14 protein-coding genes, 2 tRNA genes and 3 rRNA genes are annotated in these 19,854 nt (G+C 40.8%); 11 read left to right on the forward strand and 8 right to left on the reverse strand.

Features of this window, described 5'->3' with window-relative positions:
- Window positions 1-30 precede the first annotated feature (30 nt).
- The 3 genes from HWV02_RS19260 to HWV02_RS19270 all read left to right on the forward strand — a co-directional run bounded on the left by HWV02_RS19260 (window position 31) and on the right by HWV02_RS19270 (window position 2,945).
- Window positions 31-465, forward strand: a complete 435-nt coding sequence (locus tag HWV02_RS19260) for an Rrf2 family transcriptional regulator (protein ID WP_249185378.1) — start codon at window positions 31-33, stop codon at window positions 463-465.
- Window positions 466-704: 239 nt separating this feature from the next.
- Window positions 705-1,187, forward strand: coding sequence for an SRPBCC family protein (locus HWV02_RS19265; RefSeq protein WP_211677384.1), 483 nt, complete (start codon window positions 705-707; stop codon window positions 1,185-1,187).
- 372 nt (window positions 1,188-1,559) lie between these two features.
- Window positions 1,560-2,945, forward strand: a complete 1,386-nt coding sequence (locus HWV02_RS19270; RefSeq protein WP_211677386.1) for a sodium-dependent transporter — start codon at window positions 1,560-1,562, stop codon at window positions 2,943-2,945.
- A gap of 88 nt (window positions 2,946-3,033) precedes the next feature.
- On the opposite strand, the gene HWV02_RS19275 is transcribed toward HWV02_RS19270, so the two are convergent.
- A complete protein-coding gene (locus HWV02_RS19275; protein WP_211677388.1) occupies window positions 3,034-4,224 on the reverse strand; it encodes a hypothetical protein in 1,191 nt (396 codons plus the stop codon).
- Between the two features lie 224 nt (window positions 4,225-4,448).
- Between HWV02_RS19275 and HWV02_RS19280 the strand changes: the two genes are divergently transcribed.
- Both HWV02_RS19280 and HWV02_RS19285 read left to right on the forward strand, forming a co-directional pair.
- Window positions 4,449-5,078: a LysE family translocator gene (locus tag HWV02_RS19280; protein WP_211677390.1), complete on the forward strand. Its 630-nt coding sequence runs from the start codon at window positions 4,449-4,451 to the stop codon at window positions 5,076-5,078.
- Window positions 5,079-5,207: 129 nt separating this feature from the next.
- Window positions 5,208-6,641 carry an FAD-dependent oxidoreductase gene (locus tag HWV02_RS19285; protein ID WP_211689187.1) on the forward strand — a complete coding sequence of 478 codons (1,434 nt, stop codon included), beginning with the start codon at window positions 5,208-5,210 and terminating at the stop codon, window positions 6,639-6,641.
- Between the two features lie 626 nt (window positions 6,642-7,267).
- On the opposite strand, the gene HWV02_RS19290 is transcribed toward HWV02_RS19285, so the two are convergent.
- From HWV02_RS19290 to gmhB, 6 genes are all read right to left on the reverse strand, one after another.
- Window positions 7,268-7,344: transfer RNA gene (locus HWV02_RS19290), tRNA-Asp, on the reverse strand.
- A gap of 40 nt (window positions 7,345-7,384) precedes the next feature.
- Window positions 7,385-7,500: ribosomal RNA gene (gene rrf, locus HWV02_RS19295) — 5S ribosomal RNA — on the reverse strand.
- 140 nt (window positions 7,501-7,640) lie between these two features.
- Window positions 7,641-10,532 (reverse strand): 23S ribosomal RNA (locus tag HWV02_RS19300).
- A 248-nt stretch (window positions 10,533-10,780) separates the two neighbouring features.
- A tRNA-Glu gene (locus HWV02_RS19305) sits at window positions 10,781-10,856 on the reverse strand.
- A gap of 119 nt (window positions 10,857-10,975) precedes the next feature.
- Window positions 10,976-12,520: ribosomal RNA gene (locus HWV02_RS19310) — 16S ribosomal RNA — on the reverse strand.
- The 16S, 23S and 5S rRNA genes sit together here with 2 tRNA genes alongside, the layout of an rRNA operon.
- 313 nt (window positions 12,521-12,833) lie before the next feature.
- On the reverse strand, window positions 12,834-13,388 hold the full coding sequence (gene gmhB, locus HWV02_RS19315; RefSeq protein WP_211677393.1) for a D-glycero-beta-D-manno-heptose 1,7-bisphosphate 7-phosphatase: 555 nt from the start codon (window positions 13,386-13,388) through the stop codon (window positions 12,834-12,836).
- Between the two features lie 270 nt (window positions 13,389-13,658).
- On the opposite strand from gmhB, the gene metN reads away from it, so the two are divergent.
- The 6 genes from metN (at window position 13,659) to HWV02_RS19345 (ending at window position 19,047) form a co-directional block, all read left to right on the forward strand.
- A complete protein-coding gene (gene metN / locus HWV02_RS19320) occupies window positions 13,659-14,693 on the forward strand; it encodes a methionine ABC transporter ATP-binding protein MetN (RefSeq protein WP_211677395.1) in 1,035 nt (344 codons plus the stop codon).
- Window positions 14,683-15,339: a methionine ABC transporter permease gene (locus tag HWV02_RS19325; protein ID WP_211689188.1), complete on the forward strand. Its 657-nt coding sequence runs from the start codon at window positions 14,683-14,685 to the stop codon at window positions 15,337-15,339. The genes metN and HWV02_RS19325 overlap by 11 nt, the downstream gene beginning before the upstream one ends.
- Before the next feature lie 31 nt (window positions 15,340-15,370).
- Window positions 15,371-16,177: a methionine ABC transporter substrate-binding lipoprotein MetQ gene (gene metQ / locus HWV02_RS19330; RefSeq protein ID WP_211689189.1), complete on the forward strand. Its 807-nt coding sequence runs from the start codon at window positions 15,371-15,373 to the stop codon at window positions 16,175-16,177.
- 150 nt (window positions 16,178-16,327) lie between these two features.
- Complete coding sequence (locus HWV02_RS19335) at window positions 16,328-17,314, forward strand: hypothetical protein (protein ID WP_211689190.1); 987 nt, start codon at window positions 16,328-16,330, stop codon at window positions 17,312-17,314.
- Between the two features lie 137 nt (window positions 17,315-17,451).
- On the forward strand, window positions 17,452-18,000 hold the full coding sequence (locus HWV02_RS19340) for a YtfJ family protein (RefSeq protein ID WP_211677401.1): 549 nt from the start codon (window positions 17,452-17,454) through the stop codon (window positions 17,998-18,000).
- A gap of 225 nt (window positions 18,001-18,225) precedes the next feature.
- Window positions 18,226-19,047 carry a TIGR03899 family protein gene (locus HWV02_RS19345; protein WP_211677403.1) on the forward strand — a complete coding sequence of 274 codons (822 nt, stop codon included), beginning with the start codon at window positions 18,226-18,228 and terminating at the stop codon, window positions 19,045-19,047.
- Window positions 19,048-19,053: 6 nt separating this feature from the next.
- Here HWV02_RS19345 and cysQ read toward each other — a convergent pair whose 3' ends face one another.
- On the reverse strand, window positions 19,054-19,854 hold the full coding sequence (cysQ, locus tag HWV02_RS19350) for a 3'(2'),5'-bisphosphate nucleotidase CysQ (protein WP_255550548.1): 801 nt from the start codon (window positions 19,852-19,854) through the stop codon (window positions 19,054-19,056).

Genomic DNA, 19,854 nt, shown 5'->3' on the forward strand with positions numbered 1-19,854 from the left:
CTTACGATAACATTTGCAATGGTGACTAAAGTGAAGATAACGACTTATACAGATTTTGGCATACGCACACTCATGTATTTATCCACCCTTCCAAAAGGACAGCGCTCAAGCTCTGCGGAAGTAGCTAATGTGTATGACGCATCACGAAACCATATTGCTAAAGTCATAGCACATCTGTCAGCTCTCGACTATATAGAATCATCGAGAGGTAAAAATGGCGGTATATGGTTAGCAAAACCCGCATCAGAAATTAATATTGGACAGCTCGTCAGAGCACTCGAGAATAATTTGAAAGGCATAGATGCCAACGCAAGTGATAGTGACATTGTGCCAATTTATCAATTAAAAAAAGTACTAGAAACCGGTATTGATGCCTTCCTACAAACATTAGATCAATATTATCTGACTGATTTACTCAATGATACATTTCAGTTCGAATCGCTATCTTATACAAAACAAGCATGATAGTTGTTACACCGCTGTATATAATCTTGTGTAACTTACAATCTACCCGACAAAGGGATATATAGGCACATTTAGCTGACGATATTTGAAGGTAAAACAGCCATAACACATACCCCAAAATTGATAGTTCATTCTTGACAACAATATTCATCTGTTGCAATGTAAGCGGCAGAAATTATACATCTAGCGCGTTAAGCCTAGAATATTTAACACTATTATTAAATAAAGGAACACTTGAAATGGCTTTCGACGTAAAAATTCAACTAAATAAAAAATTTACAGTGCCTGCAGATATAGATACCGTTTATAAGCTTTTAGCTGACGTTCCGGCTTCAACTAGCCATTTTCCAGATCTAGAGCATTTGATCGAAGAAGCTGCAAATACTTACCGTTGGGAAATGAAAAAAATTGGTCTAGGACCGATTCAACTTCAAACAATTTATGCATGCGAATATACCTGTGATGCAGCGAGTAAATCAATTGTTTGGGAACCTCGTGAAACAGCTAATAATAGTGCAAAAGTATCTGGTAAATGGATCATAACTGAGACTAGTACTGGTTGTGATATTAACTTATTAACAGATGCCGTAATTACAATTCCATTACCAAGTCTGGCTGGTATCGGTTTAAAACCAGTTGTTAAAGTTGAATTTGAAACATTAACAAATACTTACATCAAAAATTTAGCTAAAACATTATCGAAGGTAGCTGCGACAGCTTAATTCGATTCTCGATATAATAAGCTAAAAAATCACAATGAATCTGAACTGGGACGCCAATTCAGGTTCATTGCGTTTCCTCCCCCCTCTAGATTATGCCCCTACTTGCTTTAGAATAAAAAACAAACAATCAACAGTTCATTAACTCAAATACAGTAAAAAAACGCAATATACAGCACACGCTTAAAATATAAGCATTTAATACCAAAATTAAAGAAATACACGAAGCTTTAAACCTCAAAACACAAACAATCAAGCGTTAACTAAATAAATAACTGCCATTTTAGAGTTATCATCTGATTAAAGTCCTTATCCCGGTGTTTTTAATATGTTATTAGTATGTACATAACTATATACATAACCCAGGATGGGAAAATGACAACAAGCACAACAATTGACAATCGCTGGTCTAGCGAATTTAAATACGTACTTGCAGCAGCTGGCGCGGCTGTAGGTTTAGGTAACCTTTGGAAGTTCCCCTACATCATGGGCGAAAATGGTGGTGGTGCATTCGTTCTTGTCTACCTATTTTGTATTCTACTAATCGGTATTCCTGTCATGATGGCAGAAGTAATGATTGGTAAACGCTCTCGTACATCACCAGCTAATGCTTCAGCTACGATTGCAAAAGAGTCTGGCGGTTCAAGCATTTGGTCTCTACTGGGTGCATCAGGTGTTATTGCAGGTTCATTAATTTTAAGTTTTTATATCGTCATTGCAGGTTGGGCAGCAGCTTACATCTTCTTTGGTATCGGTGGTGACTTCCTTGCAACCGCAGGTTCTGAAATTTCTCATAAAGATGAAATTGGAGCGCTATTCACCGGGTTAATTACAGATACAACACAGTTGATCATATGGGCTTCAATTACCATCGTCGCTGCAATGTTAGTATTAATTCGTGGTGTTAATGCCGGTCTCGAAAAAGCCGTTACTTACCTAATGCCATCATTGCTTGTCTTATTGATGATTATCATGGTTTACGCCGCTGCAACAGGTAACTTTGGTGAAGCAGCACAATTCATGTTTTCGCCAGATTTCTCAAAATTATCTATTGATGGTGTATTAACAGCGCTAGGACACGCATTTTTCACCCTAAGTTTATCATCAGGCATCATGATGATTTACGGTACATATATGCCTGAAGGTACGTCAATCGCGAAAACATCTATCTGGATCGCGATCATGGATACAGCGGTTGCGCTTATCGCAGGTATGGCTATCTTCCCTATCGTGTTTGCTAATGGTATGGAGCCTTCTGCGGGTCCTGGTCTACTATTCGTGTCATTACCTATCGCGTTTGGTCAAATGCCATTAGGTAGTTTGTTTGGTACGCTATTCTTCATAATGGTGACATTTGCTGCATTCACATCCGTGATAGCACTTCTTGAATCACCAGTAGCCTACTTGAACGAACGCCTTGGCTTAAGCCGTACTAAAGCAACAATCACAGCGGGCTGTACTATTTGGGGTCTATCACTACTAACAGTATTCTCACTCAGTGGTGCACCTTGGGCTCAAGATGTTGTGATGGGCCTGAACTTCTTTGATGCATTAGATAAGCTAACAGCAAACATCATGCTACCACTTGCCGGTCTATTCACTGCGGTATTAGTCGGTTGGGTTGTAAATGAAAAAATCACTCGTGAAGAGTTTGGTTTATCAGAAGTGGCTTATAAAGCGGTTATGTTCTGTCTACGTTACTTGTCACCAGTAGCAATTGCAATCGTGTTCTTGCAAGCTATAGGTTTAATTAGCCTTTAATAAATAATAAATACTAAAAAGGCTTCAATTATTGAAGCCTTTTTTATTTCTATGCTTTGATCCTTAATGACTAAAGATGCACTAAGCGCTAGCCAAAGATTGCTCTAATTAACAGCATTACTTCTGTTGCACTTTTACCTTTTTCAACTTCAATAATCATAGAATCTCGTTTACCTTGCAAGTAAGCAGGTAATCCTGGTTCTGCAAGTAAACGATCTACCGCTTCTGTTGCGCTTTCTTTAGTACGCTTTTGACGAACAGCACCCGCTGTACGAGTACGGCCACCCGCTGTACTACGAACAACCATTGGCTTGTTTTTCAATTTTAAATAATTTGATTTAGCAGCGAAATCTTTATCCACAAAAAAGAACAGATCAAATAACACGACACGGTTATTCCATAGCTCAAGTTCCGTTGCATCTTCTGGCTGTGCCGATTTAAACCATGGTTGGCGATGAATCGCTTCAATGATATCAACCCAGTAACGTGTAAAGTCTGTTGCATTTAGTTTAACAAGACCAAAACCTTGGCAAAGTGCATCTACTTTTGAGGCTGTTAATACCATGAATACATCAGGTCGGCGCATCGCCAATAAACGAGTCGCAACAAACAAACCTGCTTTGCCTTTATCTAAGGTAGCAAAAGCCGCTGTATAACGTTTTACAAACTCTTTATAATCAGCTTCGCTCACTTCGCCTTCTAACGGGATCGCAGCTAAAGCGTCATCAAGAAGAGATGGAGTATGTTGCAATAACTCGTGGAAGCCTTTTGAACCACGCGTACTACCAAATAGTTCAACATCAAAATCAAATTTTGTTGGTACGTGCGCAGATAAGTGTTTACCTGCAAATGCGAGGCGTTCAAGATCTGACATATCCGCTAACGTACTTATACGTAATGAGCTGATATAGTTTAATAAGCGAAGACGTTCATCTAATGCTTGGCGATCAGCTTGATCAAGCATAAAGTTTTTTAGGAAAGGCCAAGGTGTTATACGTGACGTTTTAACCTGACGGCAAGTGATCGACTTTTCTAATAACTGCAATAATTTTTGTAACGGTTTTTCATGTTTTGCATCAAGCAATTCCATATTAATACCGTAACGCGCGTAATTGTATAATTCATTACACCAGCCAAGAAAATCTTCAGGTCGGTTCGTCACTTTAACAGCCATTAAATTCAAGCTTATTTCAGTAACATAATCTACGATTTGATCATACTGTGCAGTTTCAACATCAGATAATCGCATGTCTTGTGGAGAGGTAATAAATTTTATCATTAAAGCGTCATTCCAGTCTAAATTCTAAATACAATTGCTGTGATTGATAAGTATAGGCTTAAGGATTAATTTTTAAACCTATACTTGGCTAAATTTAAAAATGAATGGCTTGATCAAGTTCACAAAGTTAAAAACGGCTAATTTATATTCATTCAACAATAGAATACAGAAAACTTCTTGAATGATATATTACTCAGCTTCATCTAATTAACTAAGTTTATATAATGTCCGCCATCGATTTACAGCTTTTAGCACTTTTTATCCCTACATTTTTCTTCGTTTCTATTACACCCGGTATGTGTATGACATTATCGATGACATTAGGCATGACGATTGGCGTAAAGCGCAGTCTGCACATGATGTGGGGAGAGTTATTCGGCGTAGGCTTGGTTGCTATTCTGGCAGTTATTGGTGTAGCAACGATTATGCTGAAATACCCTAGCGCATTTTCAGCCCTTAAATTCCTCGGTGGTAGCTACCTTATTTACCTTGGTATTCAAATGTGGCGATCAAAGGGTAAACTCGCTATTTCTGATAGCCTAGGGCCTGAAAGCACAGTGAAGCCAATTCAATTAGCCAGCCAAGGCTTTGTGACTGCGATCGCGAACCCAAAAGGTTGGGTATTTATGATCTCGCTATTACCGCCTTTTATTAACCCTACCCAAGCATTAACACCACAGCTATCCGTACTCGTGGCTATTATTCTGATTACTGAATTTAGCTGTTTATTAATGTATGCGAGCGGTGGACAAACATTGCGTCTTTTTTTACAGAAAAGTAATAATGTCCGCTTACTCAATAAAATCGCAGGCTCACTGATGGTCTTTGTCGGGATCTGGTTAGCAACGGGATAAAGTTCATGCGAATACGAAAGGCTCAGCGCTATTTAGCAGTATAAATACACTTTAACTAAAAATAAGTTTCATTCAAGTATAAATAATTGGCATAATAAGTCATCTAATTATTTATACGTTGCGAAGAAAATGATCAATAACGTACCGTCTACTTTAAAATCAAAACGCATTGCGGTTATCGGCGGTGGTATCGCTGGTAGTACTATCGCACTGCGTTTAACTGGGTTAGACATAAATGTGACCTTATTTGAAGAAGGGGTTAGCTTAGTCAATGGCCCACCAGTATGTCATTTACATGCTGGCGGCAACCTTTACCCTGACATTTCCGACGAGCAATGCCTTACGTTATTAGAACAGTCAATCGCGACAATGAAGATCTATCCGCACTGCATTAATAAGCGTCCAACCGTAATTGCAATCCCTCAACGCGATGCCAGTAACATAGAAAAATTATTACCACGACTTGAATTGTTAACTCAACATTACAAAGCGTTAATTCAAGCCGATGAAAGTAATAAAGTACTCGGTGACTCCGATGATTATTATCAAATGTTTACCCGCAGCGACATTGAACGATTAAAACACGAATCACAACCGCAGGAGATAACTCGATTTTCGGATTGGATGATCCCGCTTGCTAAAACACTTGATCTCGATTCAGTTAAATTCCCATTATTGATGGTTCAAGAGTACGGTTTAAGTTTATTCCGTATCGCAGCAAGTACAGAACTGAGTTTGAATGCCTCAACGTCTTGCAACTTACTGGTTAACAACAAAGTGATAAACGTTGCTTACACTGCGGATAAGACTTGGTTAATCACACATGCTGAAAACGATAAGCAGACAACAACCGAAGTTGATTATTTAATTAATGCTTGTGGTTATAGAACAGGCATTATTGATGACATGGCAGATACACCAAAAGAACGAATGGTTGAATTTAAGGCTGCCTACATTACGCATTGGGAACAAAGTGAACGTTGGCCTGAAGTTGTCTTTCACGGCGAACGAGGGACACCCGAAGGTATGGCGCAATTAACACCTTACCCTGATGGCTATTTCCAATTACACGGAATGACTGAAGAGATCACGTTATTTAAAAATGGCTTAGCTAAGAGTACCGATGACAGTGCCCAACCTAAGCTCGATAAAAGCTTCATCAACAAGCTCGTTCAAGGTTGGAATAAAGAAGAGTCTGATAGCCGAACGAAAAAAGCGATTCACCATATCAGTCATTTTATCCCTAGCTTTAACAACGCAGTAACCGCAGGAAGGCCATTATTCGGTGCGCAACAAATACCTGGTAATGATGTATCTCTACGCGCTTATGACGTCTCTTTTGAAGGGCAGCAATATGCTAGAGCCGAAATAGTTAAAGCATCGTCAGCACTCACAGTAGCAGATCAAATTATACATAAACTATTTGATTACTCACATGAGCAATTAACAGAGTGCCGTAATGTTAATGCAAGTTTTACGGCTTTATCTGAAAGTGATATCAATAGACTCGCTTGCGAGATTGCCCACGATAGAAATTACCCAACATCACTTGCTAAGATCTGATGATCGTTAGCAGCCAGGGATGGCTGTCGATTGCATCGTACAATCTATGTTTTATCTTCAACCGAATTTCGTTGTTGTTGGCGGAGTCGACGGGACTCGAACCCACGAAGCCTTCGGCAGCGTGACAGGACGCCTTTTTTAAGTAAACAGTCTAACTAACTGAACGACCGCTCCGAACAATCTGTATTCTTGTATCCTGAATTTCTGGCACAAAAAAAGCCTCTATTTCTAACAAAAAGTTTTCGATTCAGGCTTTCGTTGTTGGCGGAGTGGACAGGACTCGAACCCACGAAGCCTTCGGCAGCGTGACAGGCCGCCTTTTTAGGTAAACAGTCTAACCAACTGAACGACCGCTCCGAACAATCTGTATTCTTGTATCCTGAATTTCAGGCACAAAAAAGCCTCTATTTCTAACAAAAAAGTTTTCGATTCAGGCTTTCGTTGTTGTTGGCGGAGTGGACGGCTTTCTACAAACACAACCCGCGAGCCCCTGCGTGACAGGCCGCTTATGGTTTTATAAAGAGTCTAACCAACTGAACTACCACCCCGAACAATCTGTATTTTTGTATCCTGAATTTCAGGCACAAAAAAAGCCTGAATCTTTCGATTCAGGCTTTCGTTGTTGTTGGCGGAGTGGACGGGACTCGAACCCGCGACCCCCGGCGTGACAGGCCGGTATTCTAACCAACTGAACTACCACTCCGCACAATCTGTGCTAATGTTTCCATCAGTCTTAATTTGGCGCTTGGCGATGCCCTACTCTCACATGGGGAAGCCCCACACTACCATCGGCGTTATTACGTTTCACTACTGAGTTCGGAATGGGATCAGGTGGTACCGCAACACTATGGTCACCAAGCAAATCTGGTTTGCTTTCAAGTTGTATCTTTAAAATCTGAAAAGCTATAAATAAAGAAGTCTTTAAAACCTATCTTTCGATAAATAGTAGTGTTCAATCAATTCTTAAGTCGTATTTCAATTAATCATACTTTAATTTGTATGGTTAAGCCTCACGGGTAATTAGTACAAGTTAGCTCAATGCCTCACAGCACTTACACACCTTGCCTATCAACGTTGTAGTCTCCAACGGCCCTTCAGGGGACTTAAAGTCCCAGTGAGAACTCATCTCGAGGCCTGCTTCCCGCTTAGATGCTTTCAGCGGTTATCAGTTCCGAACTTAGCTACCGGGCAATGCTATTGGCATAACAACCCGAACACCAGTGGTTCGTCCACTCCGGTCCTCTCGTACTAGGAGCAGCTCCTCTCAATTCTCAAACGCCCACGGCAGATAGGGACCGAACTGTCTCACGACGTTCTAAACCCAGCTCGCGTACCACTTTAAATGGCGAACAGCCATACCCTTGGGACCAACTTCAGCCCCAGGATGTGATGAGCCGACATCGAGGTGCCAAACACCGCCGTCGATATGAACTCTTGGGCGGTATCAGCCTGTTATCCCCGGAGTACCTTTTATCCGTTGAGCGATGGCCCTTCCATTCAGAACCACCGGATCACTAAGACCTACTTTCGTACCTGCTCGACGTGTCTGTCTCGCAGTTAAGCTGGCTTATGCCTTTGCACTAACCACATGATGTCCAACCATGTTTAGCCAACCTTCGTGCTCCTCCGTTACTCTTTGGGAGGAGACCGCCCCAGTCAAACTACCCACCAGACACTGTCCGCAACCCCGATAAGGGGCCTACGTTAGAACATCAAACGTACAAGGGTGGTATTTCAAGGTTGACTCCACATCATCTAGCGACAATGCTTCAACGTCTCCCACCTATCCTACACATGTAGGTTCAATGTTCAGTGCCAAGCTATAGTAAAGGTTCACGGGGTCTTTCCGTCTAGCCGCGGGTACACTGCATCTTAACAGCGATTTCAATTTCACTGAGTCTCGGGTGGAGACAGCGTGGCCATCATTACGCCATTCGTGCAGGTCGGAACTTACCCGACAAGGAATTTCGCTACCTTAGGACCGTTATAGTTACGGCCGCCGTTTACCGGGGCTTCGATCATGAGCTTCGACCTAAGTCTAACCCAATCAATTAACCTTCCGGCACCGGGCAGGCGTCACACCGTATACGTCATCTTTCGATTTTGCACAGTGCTGTGTTTTTAATAAACAGTTGCAGCCACCATTTCTCTGCGACCGACAATAGCTTACGGAGCAAGTCCTTCACCATCATCGGCGTACCTTCTCCCGAAGTTACGGTACCATTTTGCCTAGTTCCTTCACCCGAGTTCTCTCAAGCGCCTTAGTATTCTCTACCTAACCACCTGTGTCGGTTTGGGGTACGATTCTCTTATATCTGAAGCTTAGAGGTTTTTCCTGGAAGCCGGGTATCAACTACTTCATCTCCGTAGAGACTCGTCATCAGCTCTCAGCCTTAATGTGCGCCCGGATTTACCTAAGCACACAGCCTACAACCTTAAACATGGACAACCATCGCCATGCTAGCCTAACCTTCTCCGTCACCCCATCGCAATATAAGTGAGTACAGGAATATTAACCTGTTTCCCATCGACTACGCCTTTCGGCCTCGCCTTAGGGGTCGACTCACCCTGCCCCGATTAACGTTGGACAGGAACCCTTGGTCTTTCGGCGTGGAGGTTTTTCACCCCCATTATCGTTACTCATGTCAACATTCGCACTTCTGATACCTCCAGCAAGCTTCTCAACTCACCTTCGACGGCTTACAGAACGCTCCTCTACCATGCAAGAACAAGTCTTGCATCCGTAGCTTCGGTGGTATGTTTAGCCCCGTTAAATCTTCCGCGCAGACCGACTCGACCAGTGAGCTATTACGCTTTCTTTAAAAGATGGCTGCTTCTAAGCCAACTTCCTGGCTGTCTGAGCCTTTCCACATCGTTTCCCACTTAACATACACTTTGGGACCTTAGCTGACGGTCTGGGTTGTTTCCCTTTCCACGACGGACGTTAGCACCCGCCGTGTGTCTCCCGCGATTGAACTTATTGGTATTCGGAGTTTGCAAAGGGTTGGTAAGTCGGGATGACCCCCTAGCCTTAACAGTGCTCTACCCCCAATAGTTAGACGCGAGGCGCTACCTAAATAGCTTTCGAGGAGAACCAGCTATCTCCCGGTTTGATTGGCCTTTCACCCCCAGCCACAAGTCATCCGCTAATTTTTCAACATTAGTCGGTTCGGTCCTCCAGTTGATGTTACTCAACCTTCAACCTGCCCATGGCTAGATCACCGGGTTTCGGGTCTAATCCCAGCAACTATTCGCGCAGTTAACACTCGGTTTCCCTACGGCTCCGCTATTCGCTTAACCTTGCTACTGAAATTAAGTCGTTGACCCATTATACAAAAGGTACGCAGTCACAGAACAAGTCTGCTCCCACTGCTTGTACGTATACGGTTTCAGGTTCTATTTCACTCCCCTCACAGGGGTTCTTTTCGCCTTTCCCTCACGGTACTGGTTCACTATCGGTCAGTCAGTAGTATTTAGCCTTGGAAGATGGTCCTCCCATATTCAAACAGCATATCACGTGTGCCGTCCTACTCGATTTCACAGTAAGGTCGTTTTCATGTACGGGACTATCACCCTGTATCGTGAAACTTTCCAGAATCTTCCACTAACTTCCAAACTGCTTAAGGGCTAGACCCCGTTCGCTCGCCGCTACTAAGGGTATCTCTATTGATTTCTTTTCCTCGGGGTACTTAGATGTTTCAGTTCTCCCGGTTCGCTTCGTAACGCTATGTATTCACGTTACGATACTCTACAAAGTAGAGTGGGTTCCCCCATTCGGAAATCTGTGGATTAACGCTTTTTATCAACTCCCCACAGCTTAACGCAGATTAACACGTCCTTCATCGCCTCTGACTGCCTAGGCATCCACCGTATACGCTTAGTCACTTAACCATACAATCTAAAGTCGACCGTACAATTGAAATAACTAGGTATTATCTAGTTTTTTTCGCCTCAAGAATACTCAAGAACACTATATTGTTATTACCGAAGTAATAACGTGTTTTAAGAACTTCTTTATTTATTCAGCTTTCCAAATTTTTAAAGAGCAATTTGCTAAAAAGCAAAGATAAGCATTCGCTGCTTAGCTTTGATTTTTAATCAGAAAGAAAAAATACTCCATCTTCCTTACAGAAGAAAGATGGTATCCCGTACGAGATTTGAACTCGTGTTACCGCCGTGAAAGGGCGGTGTCCTAGGCCTCTAGACGAACGGGACACTATTTACTTTCTACGTTTGGATTTCATCCCAAACGTTGTCTTATTTTCATAAGACTGTCTTTAACGTTTCTATTCAAGCAATTTGTGTGGGCACTTACAAAAACTAACAACTTTACGTAAGGAGGTGATCCAGCCCCAGGTTCCCCTAGGGCTACCTTGTTACGACTTCACCCCAGTCATGAACCACACCGTGGTCATCGCCCTCCCGAAGGTTAAGCTAATGACTTCTGGTGCAGCCCACTCCCATGGTGTGACGGGCGGTGTGTACAAGGCCCGGGAACGTATTCACCGTGACATTCTGATTCACGATTACTAGCGATTCCGACTTCATGGGGTCGAGTTGCAGACCCCAATCCGGACTACGACGCACTTTATGGGATTCGCTTACCATTGCTGGTTTGCAGCCCTTTGTATGCGCCATTGTAGCACGTGTGTAGCCCTACTCGTAAGGGCCATGATGACTTGACGTCGTCCCCACCTTCCTCCGGTTTATCACCGGCAGTCTCCTTAGAGTTCCCACCATTACGTGCTGGCAAATAAGGATAAGGGTTGCGCTCGTTGCGGGACTTAACCCAACATTTCACAACACGAGCTGACGACAGCCATGCAGCACCTGTCTCATAGTTCCCGAAGGCACCAATTCATCTCTGAAAAGTTCTATGGATGTCAAGAGTAGGTAAGGTTCTTCGCGTTGCATCGAATTAAACCACATGCTCCACCGCTTGTGCGGGCCCCCGTCAATTCATTTGAGTTTTAACCTTGCGGCCGTACTCCCCAGGCGGTCTACTTAATGCGTTAGCTTAAGAGCCCAGTTCTCAAGGAACCAAACTCCGAGTAGACATCGTTTACGGCGTGGACTACCGGGGTATCTAATCCCGTTTGCTACCCACGCTTTCGCATCTGAGCGTCAGTTACTTGCCAGGTGGCCGCCTTCGCCACTGGTATTCCTTCAGATCTCTACGCATTTCACCGCTACACCTGAAATTCTACCACCCTCTCAAGAACTCTAGTTTGCCAGTTCGAAATGCAGTTCCCAGGTTGAGCCCGGGGCTTTCACATCTCGCTTAACAAACCGCCTGCATGCGCTTTACGCCCAGTAATTCCGATTAACGCTTGCACCCTCCGTATTACCGCGGCTGCTGGCACGGAGTTAGCCGGTGCTTCTTCTGCGAGTAACGTCACAGCAGTAGAGTATTAATCTACTGCCTTTCCTCCTCGCTGAAAGTACTTTACAACCCTAAGGCCTTCTTCATACACGCGGTATGGCTGCATCAGGGTTTCCCCCATTGTGCAATATTCCCCACTGCTGCCTCCCGTAGGAGTCTGGACCGTGTCTCAGTTCCAGTGTGGCTGATCATCCTCTCAGACCAGCTAGGGATCGTCGCCTTGGTGAGCTCTTACCTCACCAACAAGCTAATCCCACTTGGGCTCATCTAGTCGCGAGAGCTTTCAAGAAGAGGCCCCCTTTCACCCGTAGGTCGTATGCGGTATTAGCAGTCGTTTCCAACTGTTGTCCCCCTCGACTAGGCAGATTCCCAAGCATTACTCACCCGTCCGCCGCTCGACGCCAGAATAGCAAGCTATTCTTCGTTTCCGCTCGACTTGCATGTGTTAAGCCTACCGCCAGCGTTCAATCTGAGCCATGATCAAACTCTTCAATTAAAAGTTTTTTGACTAATCAACGATGTTGATTAAGTCGGCTCAATGAATTCTGTACTTCAACAACAAACCGAGGTTTGTTGTTTATAAAACCAAATCTTTCGATTTAATTTAATGTTCACAATTACATTGATATAATTTTTGGTCATTATATCTCTGCAAGTGCTCACACAGATTGCTTGAATAAATTGTTAAAGAACATACTGAGCGGCTGCTGCCGTGTCAGTGGGGTGGATTATAGAGAACTACGTTTTATTGGCAAGACTTTTCCTTAAAAAAAACGCAACTGCTCAAATAACAACCAATAAGTGTCGATTTAGTCGTTAACTATCGTTTTAGCCGCAGATAATAGGTCTATAAACACAGCATCTGCTGCTTCTGCACCTTTTTCACATAGCACTTTACCCGTCGACACCAAATAATTGGCTTTGAGCTGTGATTTTTGACCAGCCTGAATATCAGATAGTTTATCACCCACTAAATACGAGTTAGCAAAATCAATATCTAGATCTTTACCTGCACTATCTAACATCCCTGTATTTGGCTTACGACATAAACAATCTTGCTTATAATCACCAATACCTTTTTCGGGATGATGAGGACAATAATAAATACCATCAAGATCGACACCCCGATCGGCAAGTGACCAATCCATCCATTCCGTGAGCGTCATAAATTCATCTTCAGTATAATAACCTCGTGCAATACCAGACTGATTTGTTATTACAACTAATAGATAACCATGCGCCTTCAATAATTGCATTGCTTCAATGCTGCCATCAATGAATTCAAAATCATCAATTTTTGAAACATAACCTTTATCTTTATTAATCACACCATCACGGTCTAAGAACACAGCTGCAGTTGCCACTATTATTACCTTTATTATCAATCATTCTAATTGCACATTATTTCACGTCATAAAAATTACGCAATCCATACCTTTTACATGTAAATGTAAACCTAAGCAATTAAAACTACCTCAATAGAAATAAAACACAGTTTAGCCATCTAGATGTAAAAAAGGCCATTGACTTTGGGCAACTAAATAACTAGCATATGTATCCAGTTGTTACTCATAAATGAAGAATTAATATCTAATCTTATATATCAATTTTTACTTTTCGTTTTAGGCGTTGAAATGATTAAATTAACAAATATAAATAAAATATTTGAAACTACAGACAAACCTGTTTATGCCTTGAAAGACGTTAACCTAAACGTCGAAAAAGGTGAGATATTCGGTGTTATAGGTTCATCAGGTGCGGGTAAAAGTACCCTTATTCGTTGTGTAAACTTACTTGAAACTCCAACATCGGGATCAATTCAGCTTGATGGCGTTGAACTAACTCAACTAAATAAAGCAGAACTATGTACTGCACGACGCCAAATCGGCATGATATTTCAACATTTCAATTTATTATCGTCTCGAACTGTATTTGATAATGTAGCATTACCGCTGGAATTAGCAGGTATTGATAAAGCCGAGATCAATAGCAAAATTACACCACTGCTTGAGTTAGTTGGCTTATCAACAAAACATAAAGCTTACCCTTCGGAATTAAGTGGCGGTCAAAAACAGCGTGTGGCGATTGCGCGTGCATTAGCTTCAGAACCTAAAGTACTGCTGTGCGATGAAGCAACATCAGCACTAGACCCGAGTACAACAAAATCAATTTTAGAACTATTAAAAAATATTAATGCACGACTAGGCCTGACGATTCTACTTATCACGCACGAAATGGAAGTGGTTAAAAATATCTGCCATAAAGTTGCGATCATTGATAAAGGCGAATTGATTGAACAAAATACGGTAGCGAAGTTCTTTGCTAATCCAGAAACAGAATTAGCACAAATATTTATTGAAGCAACGATAAACCTAGAAATTCCTGATGAGTATAAACAACGATTATCGTTAAATAGGAAAGAAAACTCAACGCCATTAGTACGTCTTGGCTTCACTGGTAACAGTGTTGACTCAGCCGTTATTTCAGAAGTAAGTCGTACATTAAATGTTGATGTGAATATTTTAAGTGCCGATATTGAATTTGCCGGCGGCATCAAGTTCGGTTATATGCTTGCCGAACTTATTGGTAATAAAGAAAACACTCTTGCAGCCAAAGCATTTTTCCAACAACACGCAGTTAATGTAGAGGTTATCGGTTATGTCGACTGATCAAATGATTAATTTACTTTTTACCGCAACGATTGAAACACTCGTGATGGTCGGTATTGCCGCTGCAATTGCATGTTTACTGGGTATGCCAACAGGCATCCTATTGCATGTAACAAAAACCAACGGTATTTTAGAAAATAAAAAATTAAATAATGTATTAAGTGTGATTGTAAATGTAGGTCGTTCAGTACCTTTCATTATTTTACTTGTTGCAATCATTCCTTTTACACGCCTGATTGTCGGCTCATCAATCGGCACTGGCGCAATGATCGTTCCACTAACAGTTGCTTCAATCCCTTTTATTGCTCGATTAATTGAAGGTGCATTATTAGATGTGCCAGCAGGGCTAGTCGAAGCAGCGCAAACAATGGGCGCGACACCACTACAAATTATAATGAAAGTGTTAATCCCAGAAGCAATGCCAGGAATTATTAATAGCATCACAATCACGTTAGTAACACTTGTAAACTACTCAGCAATGGCGGGTACTGTCGGCGGCGGCGGCCTAGGCGATGTTGGTATTCAGCATGGTTACATTGGCTTTAACCCTACTATTATTCTAATTACAGTAATCTTACTGGTGATCATCGTACAAGTTATTCAATCAGTCGGTGAACGCTTAATAAGTAAAGTCGACCACAGATAATAAATTTTAACAACTCAAGGAAATATTAATCATGGAATTTTCACTAAAGAAATTAGTATCAGTAACAGCAATTGCATCAAGTGCGTTATTAAGTGCATGTAGTGGCGACAAAGACTCAACAGTATTAAAAGTGGGCGCAATGGCTGGCCCTGAAGCGGAAGTCATTGAGATTGCAAAGAAAATTGCTAAAGAGAAATACGATCTAGACATTGAAATAGTCACCTTTACGGATTATGTAACACCAAACCGAGCACTTGAAGAAGGCAGTATTGATGTAAATGCTTTCCAACATAAACCTTATCTAGATGCACAAATCGAACAACGTGGTTACGATATTACAGCAGTAGCAAACACATTTGTTTATCCAATTGCGGCATACTCAGCATCAATCAAGCGTGTTGACGAGCTTAAAGAAGGTAATAAAATTGCAGTACCAAATGATCCAACTAACCTAGGGCGCTCATTATTATTACTTGAGCAACAAGGTATCATCGCACTTAAAGCTGGCGCGGGTATTAAAGCTACAGAATTAGACATTACTGCGAATCCATTTGGTGTTGAGATTATAAAATTAGAAGCTGCGCTATTAGCGCGTAACTTACAAGACGTAACAATAGCGGTTATCAACACCACATTTGCAACTAAGATTGGTTTATCGCCAACTAAAGACGGCATCTTCGTGGAAAATAAAGAATCTCCATACGTAAATTTAATTGTTGCTCGTAACGACAATAAAGATTCAGAGAAAGTAAAACAATTCATCGCGGCATTCCAAACTCAAGAAGTGTATGACGAAGCTAAAAAACTATTTAACAATTCAATCGTAAAGGGCTGGTAATCAGCTGTTACGCAAACGACCTGTGCGATAACAGGTCTAAATAGTTATAATAAGGTGTGGTTGGTAACAAAATTTATTCTGTATTATTTTTGATATCAATCACATTTTCTACCAAGCTTAGTGAATAGCTCATCATCAGAGATTCATTAAATGCCCAACTCTTTATTGAACAACGCATCTCTGTGGCCTTCTATAACCACAAGCATAATGATTTTCCTTTCTGTACCGGTAATGGCCTCTCTCTCTGGTGATACAGATGAACGCAATAATCTTTCGTCTTCGCCCCTAATCAACTTACCGAACAATGAAATAAATTCATTTTCGATTAATTGGCAATGGACTGATAGCAAAGGAAAGAGCTTAAAGATAAAATCATTTTTTGATACCGATATTGTTGAAACATCATTATTAGACAGTTATAAATTGTCCTTTTCATTGAGTTATCCAATCAAAGCGATTCATACCTACTTAACGCCAAGACTCGAATTTGCTATCGACCGTATTAATTTCTACACTCCAAATGATCAAGAAAAAATAAAAGACATACAATACGCATTTACCAATAAAGACAAAAGTAATGCCTCACAATTATTTTGGCAGGCCTACAATCAATATCAAAACGATGCCTTTTATCACTTAAAAATAACCCCTTGCGTGCATCCAGATGATGAAGATTTACCTTGCGTTAGACCGAATTATTCTCAACTTTTTTATGAGTATAGGGCATACCTAAAAGATATTGCGACACAACTTGCCAACCAGCAGTCAGTTAACTCAGCTGTCAAAAATGCACAGCATTGGGTTTATGCTATCCCAGACAGAGAAGAGCATAAGAATAGTTTCTTCTCTCCAATTAGCGTCTTAAAAAGCAATGAAGCAGACAGTGATGAAAAAGCCCTATTATTAGCGACACTGATTAGTCAACTCGCACCTGAATATGAACTTTTCATGCTTTATCCATCAGACAGTATTGGTAGTGTGTCACCCGTATGGCTAACCATTGATAGTAAAAGCGGCATAAAAGGCCAACAAATCATAATTAATCAAAATCAATATACTGTCATATTAGGGTCAAAAGTAAAATTAGATAAAATATTATCGTCTGACACAGAATTGATTAGTGAATCATTATATTGACCACAATATTTGTATTTTAGTAATAAAAATCCTTGAAAATAGAATAATATATGAAAATAATATAACTCGATATGGCTGGTTAATAGACTATCGGCTTAAACATTCACATTAATTTCATATTTAAAAGGATAAAAATAATGAAAAAAATACTGACGGCTATTACGCTATCACTCGCCTCTTTTGTCGCTTTAAGCCATAACCTCACGTTGGGAGATAATGTTCCCCAAGTTACAATCAAAGATAAAGGTTATGTTGCTCTAGTCGAAGGTGAATTCGAATACCGCCAGTGGTCTACTGCCGAGTTACATAATAAGGTTATTTTAATTCAGCATATTGCAGGGCGCACATCAGCTAAGGAATTAAATGAGCCAATGATTGATGCATTGAAAAAATCTGATTTCCCATTCGAGAAATACAATACTGCTACGCTAGTTAATTTAGACGAAGCGATTTGGGGTACTGGTGCGATAGTCGCGAGTCAATTGAGATCAAACAAAGAAGAATTTCCCGATGCAATCTTTGTTCTTGATGAAGACGGTGATATTCGTAATAAGTGGGGTCTAACAGAAAAAAGTTCTGCGATCATTTTATTAGATCAAGCAGGCAAGATTTTATATGTTAAAGACGGTGAGATGAATCCAACAGAGATCGAGACTGTGATTGGTCTTATCAATGCCTATATATAATATTAATATCTAAATAGCCTTCAAAACCTTAGATATACCATACGAAGGACGAGTAGAAGTAGACTTTTTATTACCGAACTCGTCCAAATAACTTTAAAATATAAACTAGTATAAAAATATCCTCGCTAGCCAGCAATTTTACATATCAAAACAATACATTCAGGCCTATATCAGGTATAAATAAAGCTTATTACCCTTAATCTGAATACACGGCTAGGTTTTGCTATGTCTGGAAATGATACCAGTATAAATAAAGTTGAATCGAATATTTTAAACAGTATTCAACAATTAAGAAAAGTCTCTAAAGATAGAGGCATTGACGGTATGTTAACAGTAAACAAGCACACCACATTTGAACACAGAGCAATCCAACGTGTTAATCAAGAACAAATAAAACAACAACAAAATTTAGAAAGCATTGTCGTTCGCGCCAATAATTTTTGTGACGATGTCACCAGCGAAGTGATTGACCCAGATTGGCTCAGTGCTTTTATGTCAATGGCAAAAGATATTTCAGGGCCGCATATGCAAACATTATGGGGTAAAATTTTTGCGTTAGAATTAAGCCATTCCGGCAGTTTCTCAGTAAAGTCACTGCGCACACTCAATCAAATGACCCAACGTGAAGCTCAAATGTTTCAGTCTGCCTGTAACTTAAGTTCTCAAGTAGGTTATGACACTAACCGTAAAATTATTCTTAACTGCCAAAATAATAACAAAAGTTTCTTATTATTTAATAAACCGCAATTTAAATCGATTAACTTAGGTCGACACAAACTACCTTATAGCAGCTTTTTAACCTTATCTGAATTGGGATTAATTCATAACAATGAATTAGAAATGGTCAATCTCCCACGAGATAAAGACTTACCGATAAGCTACGGGGAAGAGAAATTAACGGTAAAAGTAAAAAGCAGTTCATCAAGAGTGAAGTATTATCGCTTTACTAATATTGGTGATGAGCTGGCTAAGCTCATCCCTCATGAGAATAACCATGAATATTTTTCTGAGCTAACCAGCCATTTACATAACGCATTTAGTTTTTAAGCACTACTATTTAGCGACAACAAAAAACGGGTTTAATACTGATTCCTGGTGGTTATACAATAAAGGCGAACCATCAAGTTGTACTACTTTTGCACCAGCCGCACAAGCAACAGCATGTCCAGCACCAGTATCCCACCAACAAGTGGGGCCTAATCGTGGATAACAATGCGCACTCCCTTCAGCAATCAAACAAAACTTCAATGAACTACCAACCGGTATAATATCTGTTTCTTTATAACGTGCTAAATACAATGCCATTTCAGGACTTGCATGAGAACGGGAACCGACCACTTTAACAGTTTCATGATTAGGAACTGGTAATGCAGCTAACTTAACGGTTTCGCCACCATGTAATAAAAAAGCGCCGTCAGTATTCGTATAATAGAGCTTATCTAATACAGGTGCATAGACAACACCTAATATAGGTTGCTGATTGTGGATCAAGGCGATATTAACGGTAAACTCACCATTACGTTTAATAAACTCTTTAGTGCCATCGAGCGGATCAACAAGCCAAAATGTTTGCCATTGCTTTCGCTCATCCCAAGGGATATTTGCGCCTTCTTCCGACAAAATTGGGATATCAGGTGTGATAGTGAGTAAGCTAGCAACAATAATGTCATTAGCTGCAATGTCGGCTTCTGTCACTGGTGAGTTATCATCTTTGGTATCAACCTTAAAATCGCGCTGATAAATAGTTAATATTTCTTGTCCCGCTGCAACAGCAATATCATTAACCTGACTGACTAAATGATCGATTAAACTCTCTATTGAACTCTCTATTGAACTCTCTATTGAACTATCCAT

The organism is Moritella sp. 28 (assembly GCF_018219435.1).
Taxonomy (GTDB): Bacteria; Pseudomonadota; Gammaproteobacteria; order Enterobacterales; family Moritellaceae; genus Moritella.

Excerpts from the sequence above, each read along its gene's own strand:
- HWV02_RS19265 (WP_211677384.1), top strand. The coding sequence starts at position 705 with ATGGCTTTCGACGTAAAAATTCAACTAAATAAAAAATTTACAGTGCCT.
- HWV02_RS19270 (WP_211677386.1), top strand. The coding sequence starts at position 1,560 with ATGACAACAAGCACAACAATTGACAATCGCTGGTCTAGCGAATTTAAA.
- HWV02_RS19275 (WP_211677388.1), bottom strand. The coding sequence starts at position 4,224 with ATGATAAAATTTATTACCTCTCCACAAGACATGCGATTATCTGATGTT.
- HWV02_RS19280 (WP_211677390.1), top strand. The coding sequence starts at position 4,449 with ATGTCCGCCATCGATTTACAGCTTTTAGCACTTTTTATCCCTACATTT.
- HWV02_RS19285 (WP_211689187.1), top strand. The coding sequence starts at position 5,208 with ATGATCAATAACGTACCGTCTACTTTAAAATCAAAACGCATTGCGGTT.
- metN (WP_211677395.1), top strand. The coding sequence starts at position 13,659 with ATGATTAAATTAACAAATATAAATAAAATATTTGAAACTACAGACAAA.
- HWV02_RS19325 (WP_211689188.1), top strand. The coding sequence starts at position 14,683 with ATGTCGACTGATCAAATGATTAATTTACTTTTTACCGCAACGATTGAA.
- metQ (WP_211689189.1), top strand. The coding sequence starts at position 15,371 with ATGGAATTTTCACTAAAGAAATTAGTATCAGTAACAGCAATTGCATCA.
- HWV02_RS19335 (WP_211689190.1), top strand. The coding sequence starts at position 16,328 with ATGCCCAACTCTTTATTGAACAACGCATCTCTGTGGCCTTCTATAACC.
- HWV02_RS19340 (WP_211677401.1), top strand. The coding sequence starts at position 17,452 with ATGAAAAAAATACTGACGGCTATTACGCTATCACTCGCCTCTTTTGTC.
- HWV02_RS19345 (WP_211677403.1), top strand. The coding sequence starts at position 18,226 with ATGTCTGGAAATGATACCAGTATAAATAAAGTTGAATCGAATATTTTA.
- cysQ (WP_255550548.1), bottom strand. The coding sequence starts at position 19,854 with ATGGATAGTTCAATAGAGAGTTCAATAGAGAGTTCAATAGAGAGTTTA.